Origin of the sequence: Aliirhizobium wenxiniae, assembly GCF_019511445.1 — a bacterium.
Classification (GTDB): Bacteria; Pseudomonadota; Alphaproteobacteria; order Rhizobiales; family Rhizobiaceae; genus Neorhizobium; species Neorhizobium wenxiniae_A.
This window is the reverse complement of sequence record NZ_JAEUAN010000004.1, coordinates 1-14769: the sequence shown is the minus strand read 5'-3', so window position 1 is coordinate 14769 and position 14769 is coordinate 1. Positions and strand designations below refer to the sequence as shown.

The following is a 14769-nucleotide window of genomic DNA, read 5'->3' as shown; positions in this document are numbered from 1 at the left end:
AATGAAGGAGCGTGAACCTCTCCCTGTCCGACTGCAAATCTACATCCTAGCGCTGTTGGTTTCGCTGTCGGGGTTTGGGGGCGCCGCGCTCTCCTACTGGTTCGACTGGCCATTCACAACGCCCTTGGTCGTCGGATCCGGTTTTCTGCTCATGGTGGCCCTCCTGATGGCCGAATATCTAAATTTTCCAGGCTCCTTCTCAGGGAAGAAGCCGCCTGAACGAGAGAAGTAAGCAATGCTTGAGATCAAGAACCTGCACGCCCGCATCGCCGAAGACGGTACCGAGATCATTCGTGGCCTGAACCTGACCGTGAAGCCGGGCGAGATTGCCGCCATCATGGGACCGAACGGCTCGGGCAAGTCGACGCTCTCCTACATCCTGTCGGGCCGCGAAGATTACGAAGTCACCGAGGGTGACATTACCTATAACGGCGAGAGCATTCTGGAACTCGACCCGGCGGAACGCGCCTCCAAGGGCATTTTCCTCGCCTTCCAGTATCCGGTCGAAATCCCGGGCGTCGCCACCATGCAGTTCCTCAAGGTGGCGATGAACGAGCAGCGCAAGGCGCGTGGCGAAGACGAACTGACCACGCCGGACTTCATGCGCCGCGTCAAGGAAGCCGCCGAAGGCCTGAAGATCGATCCGGCCATGCTGCGCCGTCCGCTCAATGTCGGCTTCTCCGGCGGTGAAAAGAAGCGTGCCGAAATCCTGCAGATGGCGCTTTTGGAGCCGACCCTTTGCGTTCTCGACGAAACGGATTCGGGCCTCGACATCGACGCGCTGAAGATCGTCGCCGACGGCGTCAACGCGCTACGTTCGCCGGATCGTGCGGTCATCGTCATCACCCACTACCAGCGCCTGCTCGATTACATCGTGCCGGATACCGTCCACGTTCTCTACAAGGGCCAGATCATCCGTTCGGGCGACAAGGAACTGGCGCAGGAACTGGAAGCCAACGGTTATGCCGATGTGATCGGGACTGCGGCCTGATACCGGGAAGGATTTTGGCATGAATATCCAGACAAATCAGCCAGTGGCCAAGCTCACGGTTGCCGAGACGGCACTCGTCGAGGCTTTTTCCGCGCAGATCGGCGAACTGCCGGGCAATGGCGCCGTTACCGGGACCCGCGACCGTCTTCTCGACGACCTGAAGAATGCCGGGCTTCCGACACGCCGGATCGAATCCTGGCATTATACCGACCTGAAAAACCTGCTGCGCGCCGTGCCTGAGCGTGTTGCCGGCGCGAAAGCCTCGTCGGTCTCGCCGCTGGTAAAGGGCTCGACCGTGCTGCCGGTGCTGCAGGGCGAGGCCCATGCGGATGCTGAGATCGACGGCGTGACGATTGTCGCCTTCCGTGATCAGTTGAGCGACGGTTCTGCTGTTGCCGGCCTCACCGCACTCGACAAGGACGACGCGATCGGCCGCCTCAACGGTTCGTTCGTGCGTGACGGCCTTGCACTCGACATTACGGCCAATGCGGAGATCGAGGACGTCATCGAGCTGCAAGCCTCGCATGGCGAAGGCCAGATCCATACGCGTTTTCCGGTTTCCTTCGGCGCGGGTTCGAAGGCCACGATCGTCGAGCGTCACCGCTCGGAGACGGAGGCTGCGGCGCTGGTTTCCTCTATCAGTGATCTGACGGTTGGAGACGGGGCAGACATCACCTGGATCATCCTGCAGCAGCAGGGCGCTTCCGACACGCATCTGGCGCAGATCCGCGTCAAGCTCGGTGCGGAATCCAAGCTGCGTCTTTACGTGGTCAATGCCGGCGGCAAGCTGGTGCGCCAGGAGCTTCGTATCGAGGTTCAGGGCGAGGGCGCGGAACTGACGCTGCGCGGCGTCAACCTGCTCGGCGGCGACACGCATACGGACGTGACTCTGGTTCTCGGTCATAACGTACCGCATACCAGCTCTACGGAAACCTTCCGCAATGTCGTGTTCGACAAGGCGAGCGGCGTTTTCCAGGGCATGATCAAGGTCGCGCCCGATGCACAGAAGACCGACGCGAAGATGGCGTGCAACACGCTGCTCATGTCCGATGACGGCGATTTCTCCGTCAAGCCGGAACTGGAAATCTTCGCCGACGACGTCATCTGCGGCCATGGCGCCACGGTTGCCGATATCGACCGCAACCATCTCTTCTACCTGATGGCTCGTGGCGTGACCGAGAGCAAGGCGCGCGCCATGCTGGTCAACGCGTTCGTCGCCGAAATCGTCGAAGAGCTGGAAGAGGAAAAGCTGGTCGAACCGCTGGAAGACGTGATCTCCAGCTGGCTTGAGAAGCACGCCTGATGTGAGGCGAGGAGGAGATACGTCATCTCCTCCCGTCATGCTCGGGCTGGTCCCGAGCATCTGCGACCGTTGAACCGGTTGCAACGTGATTGGATCCTCGGCACAAGGCCGAGGATGACGCAGCGACGGTGGCGACCATGCCGGTAACCGCTGCGATCTTTGCGGGATTTCGCCTAAGGGCGTGACAGAAAGGGTCTGCGATGGACCAGATTACACCGGCCGCCTATGACGTCGATGCCATCAGGCGGGATTTTCCGATCCTGTCGACCAAGGTGCATGGCAACAAGCCGCTCGTGTATCTGGACAACGGAGCCTCTGCGCAAAAACCGAAGGCGGTGATCGACGCGATCAGCCATGCCTATTCCAACGAATATGCGAATGTGCATCGCGGCCTGCATTTCCTTTCCAATGCCGCTACCGATGCCTATGAGGCGGCGCGAGAAAAAGTTCGGCGGTTCCTCAACGCAGGTTCGGTGGACGAGATCGTCTTCACCAGTAATTCGACCGCAGCGATCAACACGGTCGCCTATGGTTACGGCATGCCGCATATCGGCGAGGGCGACGAGATCGTCATCACGATCATGGAGCATCACTCCAATATCGTGCCGTGGCATTTCATCCGCGAACGGCAGGGTGCGAAAATCACCTGGGTGCCGGTGGATGATGACGGCGCTTTCCATATCGAAGATTTCGTGAACGCGCTGACGGACAAGACCAAGATGGTTGCCGTCACCCATATGTCGAATGCACTCGGCACGGTCGTACCGGTGAAAGAAATCTGCCGCATCGCCCATGAGCGCGGCATTCCGGTTCTTGTTGACGGCAGCCAGAGCGCGGTTCATATGCCGATTGACGTCCGCGATATTGATTGCGACTGGTTCGTGATGACCGGCCACAAGCTCTACGGTCCGTCGGGTATCGGCGTGCTTTACGGCAAGATGGATCGGCTGAAGGAGATGCGGCCTTTCCAGGGCGGCGGCGAGATGATCGTCGAAGTGGCAGAGGATTTCGTCACCTATAACGATCCGCCGCATCGTTTCGAGGCCGGCACACCGCCGATCGTCCAGGCGATCGGGCTCGGTTATGCGCTGGACTACATGGATAAGGTCGGCCGCGCCGCGATCGCCGCGCACGAGGCGGACCTGACGGCCTATGCAACCGAGCGGCTTTCGGCGATCAATTCGCTGAGGATCATCGGCAATGCACCGGGCAAGGGGGCGATCTTCTCCTTCGAACTTGCCGGCATTCATGCGCATGACGTATCGATGGTGATCGATCGTCGCGGTGTCGCGGTTCGCGCCGGCACCCATTGCGCCATGCCGCTCTTGAAACGTTTCGGCGTCACCTCCACATGCCGCGCATCGTTCGGCATGTATAATACCCGTGCCGAAGTCGATGCGCTCGCCGACGCGCTTGATTACGCCCGCAATTTCTTTGCTTGAATTCAGCGAACTGACTGGGACATTTGAAGGCCATGGACCAAGACATACCGAAGTGGGACGCCCGCGAAGGGATCATCGAATCCGCCATTCCAGCGGATGAACTGGAGCGCCTGTCGGACGACATCATCGCGGCGCTGAAGACTGTCTACGACCCGGAAATCCCGGCCGACATCTTTGAACTCGGGCTGATCTACAAGATCGACATCGAGGACGACCGCATGGTCAAGATCGCCATGACGCTGACCGCTCCCGGTTGCCCGGTTGCCGGCGAAATGCCGGGCTGGGTGGAAAATGCCGTGAGCGCCGTGCAGGGCGTATCCGGCGTCGAAGTCGAAATGACCTTCGATCCGCCGTGGACGCCGGAACGCATGTCCGAAGAAGCACAGGTGGCTGTCGGCTGGTACTAACGCGCGGACAAGATCGCGCGGGCGGCTGGTATTGATCCGCCGCGTCGCCGAGACTAAATTGAGTGTCAGAAACACCGGGCCTTGAACCCGGTTGTGGAAGAGGAATGAGCCGATGGGCTTTGCAGTGATGACCATGACCGATGCGGCAGCAGACCGCGTCAAGCAGATCGTTTCCAATTCCGGTCCGGATGCCAAGGGCATACGCGTCGGCATCAAGAAGGGCGGCTGCGCCGGTATGGAATACACGATCGACCTCGTCACCGAGGCGAATGCAAAGGACGATCTCATAGAGCGTGAGGGGGCGAAAGTCTGGATCGAGCCGTCCGCGGTTCTTTATCTGCTCGGGACGCAGATGGATTTCGAGATAACCAAGATGCGCTCCGGCTTCACCTTCGTGAACCCGAACCAGACATCCGCCTGCGGTTGTGGGGAATCGGTCGAACTGAAGCCGGCAGACCTTGCCGCACTCGCCAAGCAACGCGAAGCAGGCGTCAGCGCTTAATCGATCCGATGTTGCCGACTTGCGATGCAAAGGCGCGCAATGGGCTTAGGTGTAATGCCGAATTGAAAGAGCTTTACAAGTCTGCTGTTTGATCAAAAGCCCCATGGTGACGCCCTGGGGCTTTTCTCGTTCATGGGCAAAATAACAGCCGCCGCGCTAAGAACGCAGGACGGGGGCTGGAAAAGCGAAGAGCATGAACAGAAATGAAGAACGTTTGATTTCGAATCGTGGAGCCGAAACGCGGCGCGTTTCGCTTATCAGCAACGCGCTCCTAATCAGGGCTGGTGCAGAGGCGGCAAAAAGTTTTGTTGATCTACGTCTACAGGAAAAGAATCGGCAGATGAGTTCCTAAATCGGCGACAAGCGATAAGTGCGATTTCCTGGGCTTTTTGTTTCATAGACTAGGATACTGCTGTGGAAACCTGTGGGAATTCAGCGATTTGACGTCCGTGACTGGAAAACCATCCAAGCTTCGGTTCACTCTGTGACACGCAACTAGCCGGCGATTCGAACCGTGAACACTCTACCCACATTTTCGATATTTCTCGACGAGAGCAGTCAGACGAAGCACCGCTTCCTTACTCTAGGTTGCTTGGTCATAGAGACTAGGTGGGTGCCGTACTTCGAGTTGGCGATTCGCTACAGCAAGCAACTCGAACTACCCGACGGAGAACTCAAGTGGAACAAGGTGTCGAATGCCGAGCTTCACGCGTACAAGCTAGTGATTGATCGATTTTTCGATTTCTCAGTTGGAGAAAGCCCGATCCAGTTTCATTCTCTAGTCGTCGACACCTCGAAGCTACGGGATGATCTGTACAATGAGGGCGACCGAGAAACGGGCTTCAATAAGGAGATCTACCAGCTGCTCATGAAGTGCGCAAAGATCTATCCTGGCGCGATATTCCACGTTTATCCCGATCACCGAGATACTAAGGCCACGACGGAGGAGCTACGCGCCATACTCAACGCTGGCTGTCGGAAAAATGGAGACCGGCGCGCACCTTTCCGCAGAGTTCAATTTAGAGACTCGAAGAAGATAATTTGCCTGCAGATGACAGATCTACTACTTGGCGCAATGACGTTTCGGATTAATGGCCATCACAACCGCCCTGATGCATCGGCTTCGAAGGCGCACCTGAGTTCTTATGTGTTGGAGCGAGCAGGGATAAGAGATCCGATGCAGAATTCCCCGATCAGAGGCAAATACACGATCTGGCATCGCCGCCTCCGTGAGGAGAGGTCTCGCAAGATCAAGGCCCGATCGTAGCCGCCGTCGAAACGGTTCACACTGCTCTTGGTAGTGGAGTCACCTTGCGAGAGTGGTAGGAGGATATCGTAGAAACGATTCGTGTCAAAGCACATGAGGACATGCCCCTAGGGACACAAACCTACATCAGACGAACGCACATGTTCATCGTTATGATAAAACGACCTGCAGATCGTTTTGCGCAACCCAAATAATTGATTTTACTAGATAAATGGCGGAAGAGGTGGGATTCGAACCCACGGTACGGTTCCCCGCACGACGGTTTTCAAGACCGTTGCCTTAAACCACTCGGCCACTCTTCCGAACCGTTGCGCTTTATCGTTCCTTGATCGCTGCGTCAACGGCGACCAGGACGAAGCTGAGGGACGAACGTGGCGTAAAGCGTCAGCAATGGGTGATCGCAGGTGCGCGAAACGTGATTCCCGAGGAGGTTTGCGCCGCAGAATAGTTAACCTTAAGTATACATCTCGACGTGCCCCGTATTGAAACAGCTGTAAATTTTGTCGACTTCATTATTCATTAACCATAAGTCGTTGTATTTTAACAACTCCACAGATTTTGTTCGCATTTCCGCCACGAACAAAGCAAAACCTGTTCAATATTGAGCCTGAGTGTTTGCACGAGGGTGGAGTGATGGGCGCGAATGGGACGGTTTTAAAGGCCTCCGCATCATATTCGCACAGTACGACATAGGGACGGACGAGTTTTGAGTTTGAGTGGCGGCAGACTTTCCCTCTGGTCTAAATGGCTGGGGATCAGTGTAATGTGCGCGACGATGGCATCCTGTGCCTCGACGAAGACGGCGGAAGTTCCGAAGAAGAAAAGCCAAAGCAAGGAATATTTTGCCGAGTCGGAATACGGCGTGAAAGCCAGCCCGCGGGTCGTCACTGATGGCAAGCCCGTTCCCAAGGGTGGCGGCCGGTTCATGGTCGGCCAGCCTTATGAAGTGAAGGGCAAGACCTACGTGCCCAAGGAAGATCCGAACTACAACAAGTCCGGCCTTGCTTCCTGGTATGGTTCGGCCTTCCATGGTCGCCTTACCGCCAATGGCGAGGTCTATGACAGCTCGCACCTGTCCGCCGCGCATCCGACGTTCCCGCTGCCGAGCTACGCTCGCGTCACCAATCTCGATACCGGATCTTCGGTCGTCGTTCGCGTCAACGACCGTGGTCCTTATCATGCCGGTCGCATCATCGATGTTTCCGACAAGACCGCCGAGATGATCGACATCAAGCAGACCGGCACCGGCCGCGTCAACGTTCAGTATATGGGGCGTGCGCGGATGGATGGCGAGGACATGCCGTTCCTGATGGCCTCCTACGTCCGCAAGGGTGATCGCCTGCCGTCCTTCAATCCTGGCGGTCAGATTGCAAGCGGCGTCATGGTTGCGTCGAACCAGCCGCTTGGCGATCAGTTGCAGAGCTATGGCTCGGCGGTTCCCAAGACTGCCTATGCAGGACGCACGCCAAGCGCATCCCAGGCGAAACGCCCGGCGGCAGCCCAGTTCGAGCAGCAGACGGCGCAAATGGCGTCCGTCGCACGCGCCGCGCCGGTTCCGGTCGAACGCAAGGCGGCACCTGCCGCTCGTCCGGTCCAGCAGGAACGCGTTGTCGCATCCGCATATTCGCCCGCGCCGATCCAGCCGAAGGCTCAGCGTGCCCAGCCAGCACAACGCGTTCAGCAGGCGCGTGTACAACAGCCGGTTCAGATGCAGACGACGGAAACCGCCTATGCCGCCGAACCGCAGCAGGGCAAGGTTACGCGCGTCATGTTCGGCAACATGCTGCTCGAGCCGCCGAAGCCCGGCCAGAAATATTGATGCCGGCCTTGGCCGGAATTTCCGATCAGGACTGACAGCTCATCACCCCGGAAGCCGACAAGGTTTTTGGGGTGATTTGCTTTTGTGAAGTGTCATCGCGTTCTTTATCCAGCATAAATGCGACGATGCTGCTTAAGCGTGATCTTTGCGAGTCGTTTATCGCGCTTTAGCTTCTTGTCTCTACGCATGTCCTTACGCCGAAACCGAGGACAATCTTCGGGAGGCATGCGTTAGCGAGAACTGGACGGACTGCGGGGGAATAATGAAAGGTTTTCTGGCTCTGGGTTTTGTACTGGCTGCATTCGCACTGCAACCGGCACAGAGTGTATATGCGCAGGAGGCCCAGCCCGCATTCGCGACAAAGGCGAAGCAGGCCTATCTCGTTGAAGCCGCGACCGGCACCGTGCTTCTGGCCGTCAATGAGAACCAGTCCTTTCCGGCCGCATCTCTTGCCAAGCTGATGACGATGGAAGTCGTTTTCGATACGTTGAAAAGGGGCGCGATCTCACCCGAGACGCTTTATCCCGTCAGCGAATATGCCTGGCGCACGGGCGGCGCGCCCTCCGGTACGACAACGATGTTTGCGGCGTTGAAATCGCAGGTGCCGGTGGCTGATCTGATGCGTGGCGTGATCATCCAGAACGGCAACGATGCCTGCATCATTCTTGCGGAAGGGATTGCCCGTTCGGAGGGAGAGTTTGCTGCGCGCATGACGGCGAGGGCCAAGGATCTCGGGCTTTCGCGTTCGAGCTTCGGCAATGCCACCGGTCTTCCCTATGCCGAAAGCTGGACCACCGCCCATGATCTCGTGGAGCTTTCGCGGCATCTCTATCGCAGCTATCCGGACTATTATCCGCTTTATGCACAGCCGGATTTCGAGTGGAACAAGATTTTCCAGCGCAACAAGAACCCGCTTCTGTCGCTCAATATGGGCGTGGATGGGCTGGGGGCCGGCTTTGCCGAAGGGTCGGGTTACGCGATCTCGGCATCCGTCGAGCGGGATAGGACACGTCTCTTCCTGGCTCTCGGCGGGCTTGCAACGGACAAGGAACGCTCGGAGGAAGCCAGGCGCATTCTGGAATGGGGATTGTCCTCGTTTGAAACCCGCGTCGTCCTGAAGGCCGGAGAAGTCATCGGGCAGGCAAGCGTCTATGGCGGCGTCGACGGCCGCGTCGACCTCGTTACGCGCGAACCCGTCGATATTTTCGTGCCGAAGAGCAATCCGGAGCGGTTGTCCGGCCGGATCGCCTATCACTGGCCTTTGCGGGCACCGGTGGAGCAGGGCAGGGAGATCGCCACCTTGAAGATTTTCTCCGGTGACAGGGTTATCCGCGAAATCCCGCTCGAGGCTGCGGCCTCCGTCGAGGTTGGTGGTTTGAGGGCGCAAGCAAGCGACGCCCTGATGGAGCTTCTGTTTTTCTGGCTTTGACAGCCTTATCCGGCATGCTGAAATTCGTTCCGAATTTGCGGCCGATGGGTTATATGCCGATCAGACAGAGACAGGTTCAAAGACACGCGTGACAGATCGTTCGGGCATATTCATCACCTTCGAAGGCGGCGAGGGGGTCGGCAAATCGACCCAGATTCGCCGGTTGGCGGATCGTCTGCGCCGCTCGGGTCATGATGTTCTGGTGACGCGGGAACCGGGCGGATCCCCCGGCGCGGAAGCCGTTCGGCACGTTCTTTTAAGTGGTGCCGCCGAGAGTTTTGGCGTGCGCATGGAGGCGATCCTGTTCGCCGCCGCTCGCAACGATCACATAGAAGAGGTCATCCGTCCGGCGCTCGACACGGGCGCGGTCGTGCTCTGCGACCGATTCGTCGATTCCTCGCGCGTCTATCAGGGTGTTACCGGAAATCTCGAACCGGGTTTCATCGAGGCGCTGCAGCGCATCGCGACCAATGGGGTGATGCCTGACCTCACCTTCATTCTCGATCTTCCGGCCGAAGCAGGCCTTGCGCGGGCGCGCCGTCGCGGCGGCAGCGATGCGCCGGATCGTTTCGAGAAGGAAGAAGTCGAGACGCATGAGAAGCGCCGACAGGCCTATCTCGATATTGCGGCGGCAGAACCTAACCGCTGCAGAATTGTCGATGCCGGACGACCGGAAGACGAGATTGCCGACGAGATCTTCACGCTCGTGGAAACGACGACCGAGGACGCAATCGCCACGGAGCAGGTCTCTTGAGCGATACGGCAGCCAATATTCTGGACGGGGCCATTCACCCGGCTGCAAACACGCAGATTTTCGGCCATGCCGAGGCGCTGGATTTCCTGGCGCGCAGCTATCGGACCGCCAAGTCGCATCATGCGATCCTGATCGAGGGGCCGGAAGGTATCGGCAAGGCGACGCTTGCATTCCGCTTTGCCAACTACGTGCTTTCCAATCCCGAACCGGGTCTCGCGCCGGTGACAATTCCCGATCCCGATCCGTCGACACCGATCAGCCGGCAGATCCTGTCGGGCGCATCCCACAATCTTCTGCACCTGACGCGACCGGTAGACGACAAGACCGGCAAGGTGAAAAGCGCGATTACCGTCGACGAGGTGAGGCGGGCAGGGCGCTTCTTTTCGCAGACTTCGGGCACAGGAAACCGCCGTATCGTCATTATCGATCCGGCCGACGACCTAAACCGGAACGCCGCCAACGCAATCCTGAAAATCCTGGAAGAGCCGCCGCGTGGCGCCATGTTCCTGGTTCTGTCCCACGCACCCGGAAAACTTCTGCCGACGATCCGCTCGCGCTGCCAGACACTGAAGCTGTCACCGCTTGGTGATGGTGAGCTTGCAGGAGCGTTGAAAGCTCTCGGTCAGTCGCTCGATGGCGGTCAGACGGAGGAGGCGGTACGAACCCTTGCCAAGGGCAGCGTCGCACGCGCCCTGAAGCTGAAGAATTACGGCGGGCTCGATATCATCGCCGCATTCGACGAGATCGTCACCGGTGAGGGGCCTTCGGCGCGCAAGGCCATGCACCGGCTCGCGGACGTTCTCTCCGGCAAGGACAGCGAGGTGATCTTCACCTTCTTCCTCGAGCACCTGAGCGAATATCTGGTGGAGCAGGCTCGTCATGCCGCGCTGCAGGGGCAGTTGGCGATTGCCGACCGCAGGGCGAAGCTGGTCAGCGAGATCGTCGAGAAGATCACCGTGTCGACCGCCTATAATCTCGATAAAAAGCAGACGCTGCTCTCCATCCTCGAAGCCGCAAAAGCCGCCTGACCATCGCCCGTTAAAGGCTTTCATCAGGAAGTTTGGGTTTCGCATCAGCCAAACATGCGCTAAGAGCGGCATGACCCGCGCCGCTGTGCCGCGAAAAACCATTTTCCGAGTGTTCCATGTCCGACAAGACGCCTTTCTACATCACCACCGCGATTTCCTATCCGAACGGCAAGCCGCATATCGGCCATGCCTACGAACTGATCGCGACCGATGCCATGGCACGCTTCCAGCGCCTTGATGGAAAAGATGTTTTCTTCCTGACCGGTACGGACGAGCACGGCCAGAAGATGCAGCAGACGGCGCGCAAGGAAGGCATTTCGCCGGAGGAGCTTGCGGAGCGCAATTCCAACGAATTCCGCGAAATGGGCCGCGTGCTCAACGCCTCCAACGACGATTTCATCCGCACCACCGAGCCGCGCCATCATGAAGCCTGCCAGATCATCTGGAACCGGATGGCCGACAATGGCGACATCTACAAGGACAGCTATGCCGGCTGGTATTCCGTGCGCGACGAGGCCTATTACGCCGAGGACGAGACCGAGGTGCGTGCCGACGGCGTTCGTTACGGCCCTCAGGGCACGCCGGTGGAGTGGGTCGAGGAGTCCAGCTACTTCTTCAAGCTGTCCGACTATCAGGACCGGCTTCTGAAGCTTTACGAAGACCAGCCCGATTTTATCGGTCCGGCGGAACGCCGCAACGAGATCATTTCCTTCGTCAAATCGGGGCTCCGGGATCTGTCGATTTCGCGCACGACATTCGACTGGGGTGTAAAGGTTCCGAACGATCCGGAACATGTGATGTATGTGTGGGTCGATGCGCTGACCAACTATGTGACGGCCACCGGCCTTCTGACCGACGAGAACGGTCCGCGGGCAAAGTTCTGGCCGGCGGATGCGCATATCATCGGCAAGGACATCATCCGCTTCCACACGGTCTACTGGCCTGCCTTCCTGATGTCGGCCAATCTGCCGCTGCCCAAGCGCGTCTATGCGCATGGTTTCGTGCTGGCCAAGGGCGGCGAGAAGATGTCGAAATCGCTCGGCAACGTACTTGATCCGTTCGAGTTGATCGAACATTTCGGTCTCGATGCGATCCGTTTTTACCTGATGCGCGAAATTTCGTTCGGCCAGGACGGCCATTGCAGCGAGGACGCAATCGGCACCCGTATCAATGCCGATCTCGCAAACGGTATCGGCAACCTTGCCAGCCGCTCGCTGTCGATGATCTTCAAGAATTGCGACGGCCAGATCCCCACACCGGGTGAACTGACGGATGCGGACCGCGAGATGCTCGCTTCCGCCGACGCGATGATCGCCATCTGCCGCGAGGAGATGGGCAAGCATCTGATCCATAAGGCGCTGGCAGCGATCATTGCCGTCGTCTCGGAAACGGACCGTTATTTTGCCGGCCAGCAGCCATGGGCGTTGAAGAAGACCGATCCGGAACGCATGGGCACGGTTCTTTACGTCACCGCCGAGGTCGTGCGCCAGATCGCCATTCTGCTGCAGCCTTTCATGCCGGGTTCTTCGGAGAAGCTGCTTGATCTGGTTGCCGCTTCCGCAGACGCGCGTGATTTCGCAGCACTTGGCGAGGCCGGTCGCCTGCAGCCGGGCACCGCGATCGAAGCGCCGACGCCTGTCTTCCCGCGCTATGTCGCGCCCGAGGCAAGCGCCTGAAACGATCAAGTACGGTCCGGCATTTCATGCCGGACCGTCGCACATATTGAAGTCAAGGTTTGAATAACGTGTCCATGCTGATCGATACCCATTGCCATCTGGATTTTGCCGAGTTCGATGAAGAGCGCGAGGATCTCATCGAGCGAGCGCATCAGGCCGGCGTGAAGCAGATGGTGACGATTTCGACGCGCGTGAAAAAGCTCGATACGCTGCTGGCAATCGCAGACAAATACCCGTCAGTGTTCTGCTCCGTCGGCACCCACCCGAACAATGCGGGTGAAGAACTGGATATTCAGGCGGAAGACCTGATCCGGTTGGCTAATTCCCATGAAAAGATCGTGGCGATCGGTGAAGCCGGTCTCGATTACTTTTATGATACGCAGACGCCGGCGGACCAGAAAACCGGCCTGATCCGGCATATCGAAGCGGCGCGCATCACCAAGCTTCCACTGGTCATCCATAGCCGCAGCGCCGATGAGGACATGATCGCGATCCTGCGCGACGAAAGCGGGAAGGGGGCCTTCCCCTTCATTCTTCACTGCTTTTCGGCTGGACCCGGCCTCGCCCGGACCGGTGTCGAACTCGGCGGCTACGTATCCTTCTCCGGTATCCTGACTTTCCCGAAATCACAGGATATTCGCGATATAGCCAAGACCGTGCCGCGGGACCGTCTGCTGGTGGAAACCGACGCGCCGTTCCTGGCGCCCAAGCGCTGGCGCGGCAAACGCAACGAACCGTCCTATGTCGTCAATACGGCCGAGGTTCTGGCCGAAGTTCATGGCGTCAGCTACGACGAAATCGCTGCCATCACGACGGACAATGCCTTCCGCTGCTTCTCCAAGATGCCGAGGCTGTAGGCGTGCCAGAGGTCGCAACCGGATACCGCAGGCGCTTCACCATCCTCGGCTGCTCGTCATCTCCGGGTGTGCCGCGGCTGAATGGCGACTGGGGAGCCTGCGATCCCGATAATCCGAAAAACCGGAGAACGCGAACGGCGTTTCTGATCGAACAGATTGCTCCGGATGGCGGCCTGACCACCGTCGTGGTCGATACTGGTCCCGATTTCCGCGAACAGATGATTGCCGCCGGAGTGCAAAAGGTCGATGCGGTTCTGTATACGCATGCCCATGCCGATCACCTTCATGGCATCGACGACCTACGCGGTTATGTGCTTCTGCAGAGGCAGAGGATCCCGATCTATGCCGATCCGCTGACCATGGAGCGCATCCGCGACGGGTTCCGCTACTGCCTGGAGACACCGCCCGGCGGAAATTATCCGCCAATCGTGACGCCGATGCTGATCGACGATCTGGAGGACGAAATCGTTATCGATGGCGCCGGCGGGCCGATCCGGTTTCACGCGCATATGCAGGCCCATGGCGATGTTCATTCGCTCGGCTTCAGGATCGGCAACGTCGCTTACTGCACGGATGTCAGCGATTTCCCGCCTGAGAGCATCAAGCGGCTTTCCGGCCTCGACATGCTGATCATCGACGCTCTTCAATATACGCGTCACCCGAGCCATCTGTCGGTGGAACAGGCTCTGGACTGGATTACGCGTCTCGACGCCAAGCGTGCCATACTCACGCATATGCACATTCCGCTCGACTATCAGACTGTGATGGACGAGACACCGGATCATGTGGAGCCGGCATATGATGGATTGAGTTTCGAGATCGACGTACCGGGCGGCGATTTATAAGAGCATCTCAAGGGATCTCTGCAAGTCTCTGGTAGTTTTGCCATATCAGATTGTTCCATAATCTATCTTATGCGATCTTCGCGTGTAAGGGCTATTTAGTAATGCGACAGTTGGGCCAGTTAGAGATGCGACAGTCTCGCCTCTCTACGCACTGGTCAAAACCAACGTTGGGAGCAAGGATGACGGTCTTCAGCCTGGTCGAGACCATGAGCGGTCGGAGTCGTCATGTCCTTTTTGATCACCATGTCGCAGAAAGAATTGCATCGCCTCGAACTCATCCAGAAGATCCGTGACGAACGCCTGAGCGTCGTCCAGGTGGCCGAACGTCTCGACCTCAGTCGAAGTCAGGTCCATCGGCTGCTGCAGGCCTATGACCGGGATGGTCCGGCCGGGCTCGTTTCGAAGAAGCGATCACGGCCGAGCAATCGGCGCCACAGCGAGGAGTTCCG

15 protein-coding genes and 1 tRNA gene are annotated in these 14769 nt (G+C 58.5%); 15 read left to right on the top strand and 1 reads right to left on the bottom strand.

The features are described from left to right. Position 1: 1 nt before the first annotated feature. From JNB91_RS05940 to JNB91_RS05910, 7 genes are all read left to right on the top strand, one after another. Complete coding sequence (locus JNB91_RS05940) at positions 2 to 232, top strand: hypothetical protein (protein WP_220324612.1); 231 nt, start codon at positions 2 to 4, stop codon at positions 230 to 232. Positions 233 to 235: 3 nt separating this feature from the next. Next, positions 236 to 991 (top strand): Fe-S cluster assembly ATPase SufC, encoded by a 756-nt coding sequence (sufC, locus tag JNB91_RS05935; RefSeq protein ID WP_220324611.1) that lies wholly within the window; start codon positions 236 to 238, stop codon positions 989 to 991. Between the two features lie 19 nt (positions 992 to 1010). After that, positions 1011 to 2294: a Fe-S cluster assembly protein SufD gene (gene sufD / locus JNB91_RS05930; protein WP_220324610.1), complete on the top strand. Its 1284-nt coding sequence runs from the start codon at positions 1011 to 1013 to the stop codon at positions 2292 to 2294. A 200-nt stretch (positions 2295 to 2494) separates the two neighbouring features. Further along, the gene (locus JNB91_RS05925) at positions 2495 to 3736 is read left to right on the top strand and encodes a cysteine desulfurase (RefSeq protein ID WP_220324609.1); all 1242 of its coding nucleotides are present in this window, start codon (positions 2495 to 2497) and stop codon (positions 3734 to 3736) included. 32 nt (positions 3737 to 3768) lie between these two features. Then, positions 3769 to 4143 (top strand): SUF system Fe-S cluster assembly protein, encoded by a 375-nt coding sequence (locus tag JNB91_RS05920; RefSeq protein WP_112511628.1) that lies wholly within the window; start codon positions 3769 to 3771, stop codon positions 4141 to 4143. Between the two features lie 112 nt (positions 4144 to 4255). Beyond that, positions 4256 to 4645 carry a Fe-S cluster assembly scaffold SufA gene (gene sufA, locus JNB91_RS05915; RefSeq protein ID WP_220324608.1) on the top strand — a complete coding sequence of 130 codons (390 nt, stop codon included), beginning with the start codon at positions 4256 to 4258 and terminating at the stop codon, positions 4643 to 4645. A gap of 514 nt (positions 4646 to 5159) precedes the next feature. Beyond that, a complete protein-coding gene (locus JNB91_RS05910) occupies positions 5160 to 5912 on the top strand; it encodes a DUF3800 domain-containing protein (RefSeq protein ID WP_220324607.1) in 753 nt (250 codons plus the stop codon). Between the two features lie 212 nt (positions 5913 to 6124). On the opposite strand, the gene JNB91_RS05905 is transcribed toward JNB91_RS05910, so the two are convergent. Continuing rightward, positions 6125 to 6214 (bottom strand) — tRNA-Ser (locus JNB91_RS05905). A gap of 461 nt (positions 6215 to 6675) precedes the next feature. Between JNB91_RS05905 and JNB91_RS05900 the strand changes: the two genes are divergently transcribed. The 8 genes from JNB91_RS05900 to JNB91_RS05865 all read left to right on the top strand — a co-directional run. Further along, complete coding sequence (locus JNB91_RS05900; protein ID WP_220324606.1) at positions 6676 to 7731, top strand: septal ring lytic transglycosylase RlpA family protein; 1056 nt, start codon at positions 6676 to 6678, stop codon at positions 7729 to 7731. Positions 7732 to 7993: 262 nt separating this feature from the next. After that, on the top strand, positions 7994 to 9160 hold the full coding sequence (locus tag JNB91_RS05895) for a D-alanyl-D-alanine carboxypeptidase family protein (RefSeq protein WP_220324605.1): 1167 nt from the start codon (positions 7994 to 7996) through the stop codon (positions 9158 to 9160). A gap of 88 nt (positions 9161 to 9248) precedes the next feature. After that, on the top strand, positions 9249 to 9914 hold the full coding sequence (tmk, locus tag JNB91_RS05890) for a dTMP kinase (protein WP_220324604.1): 666 nt from the start codon (positions 9249 to 9251) through the stop codon (positions 9912 to 9914). Further along, complete coding sequence (locus JNB91_RS05885; protein ID WP_220324603.1) at positions 9911 to 10942, top strand: DNA polymerase III subunit delta'; 1032 nt, start codon at positions 9911 to 9913, stop codon at positions 10940 to 10942. The genes tmk and JNB91_RS05885 overlap by 4 nt, the downstream gene beginning before the upstream one ends. A 116-nt stretch (positions 10943 to 11058) precedes the next feature. Beyond that, the gene (gene metG, locus JNB91_RS05880) at positions 11059 to 12618 is read left to right on the top strand and encodes a methionine--tRNA ligase (RefSeq protein ID WP_220324602.1); all 1560 of its coding nucleotides are present in this window, start codon (positions 11059 to 11061) and stop codon (positions 12616 to 12618) included. A gap of 74 nt (positions 12619 to 12692) precedes the next feature. After that, on the top strand, positions 12693 to 13475 hold the full coding sequence (locus tag JNB91_RS05875) for a TatD family hydrolase (RefSeq protein WP_220324601.1): 783 nt from the start codon (positions 12693 to 12695) through the stop codon (positions 13473 to 13475). 2 nt (positions 13476 to 13477) lie between these two features. Further along, entirely contained in the window at positions 13478 to 14320 is an 843-nt protein-coding gene (locus JNB91_RS05870) for an MBL fold metallo-hydrolase (protein ID WP_220324600.1), read from the top strand. Positions 14321 to 14545: 225 nt separating this feature from the next. After that, on the top strand, positions 14546 to 14769 hold a 224-nt coding region (locus JNB91_RS05865; RefSeq protein WP_220324599.1), incomplete at its 3' end, for a helix-turn-helix domain-containing protein.

Excerpts from the sequence above, each read along its gene's own strand:
- sufA (WP_220324608.1), top strand. The coding sequence starts at position 4,256 with ATGGGCTTTGCAGTGATGACCATGACCGATGCGGCAGCAGACCGCGTC.
- JNB91_RS05940 (WP_220324612.1), top strand. The coding sequence starts at position 2 with ATGAAGGAGCGTGAACCTCTCCCTGTCCGACTGCAAATCTACATCCTA.
- sufC (WP_220324611.1), top strand. The coding sequence starts at position 236 with ATGCTTGAGATCAAGAACCTGCACGCCCGCATCGCCGAAGACGGTACC.
- JNB91_RS05920 (WP_112511628.1), top strand. The coding sequence starts at position 3,769 with ATGGACCAAGACATACCGAAGTGGGACGCCCGCGAAGGGATCATCGAA.
- metG (WP_220324602.1), top strand. The coding sequence starts at position 11,059 with ATGTCCGACAAGACGCCTTTCTACATCACCACCGCGATTTCCTATCCG.
- JNB91_RS05875 (WP_220324601.1), top strand. The coding sequence starts at position 12,693 with ATGCTGATCGATACCCATTGCCATCTGGATTTTGCCGAGTTCGATGAA.
- JNB91_RS05900 (WP_220324606.1), top strand. The coding sequence starts at position 6,676 with ATGTGCGCGACGATGGCATCCTGTGCCTCGACGAAGACGGCGGAAGTT.
- JNB91_RS05895 (WP_220324605.1), top strand. The coding sequence starts at position 7,994 with ATGAAAGGTTTTCTGGCTCTGGGTTTTGTACTGGCTGCATTCGCACTG.
- JNB91_RS05925 (WP_220324609.1), top strand. The coding sequence starts at position 2,495 with ATGGACCAGATTACACCGGCCGCCTATGACGTCGATGCCATCAGGCGG.
- sufD (WP_220324610.1), top strand. The coding sequence starts at position 1,011 with ATGAATATCCAGACAAATCAGCCAGTGGCCAAGCTCACGGTTGCCGAG.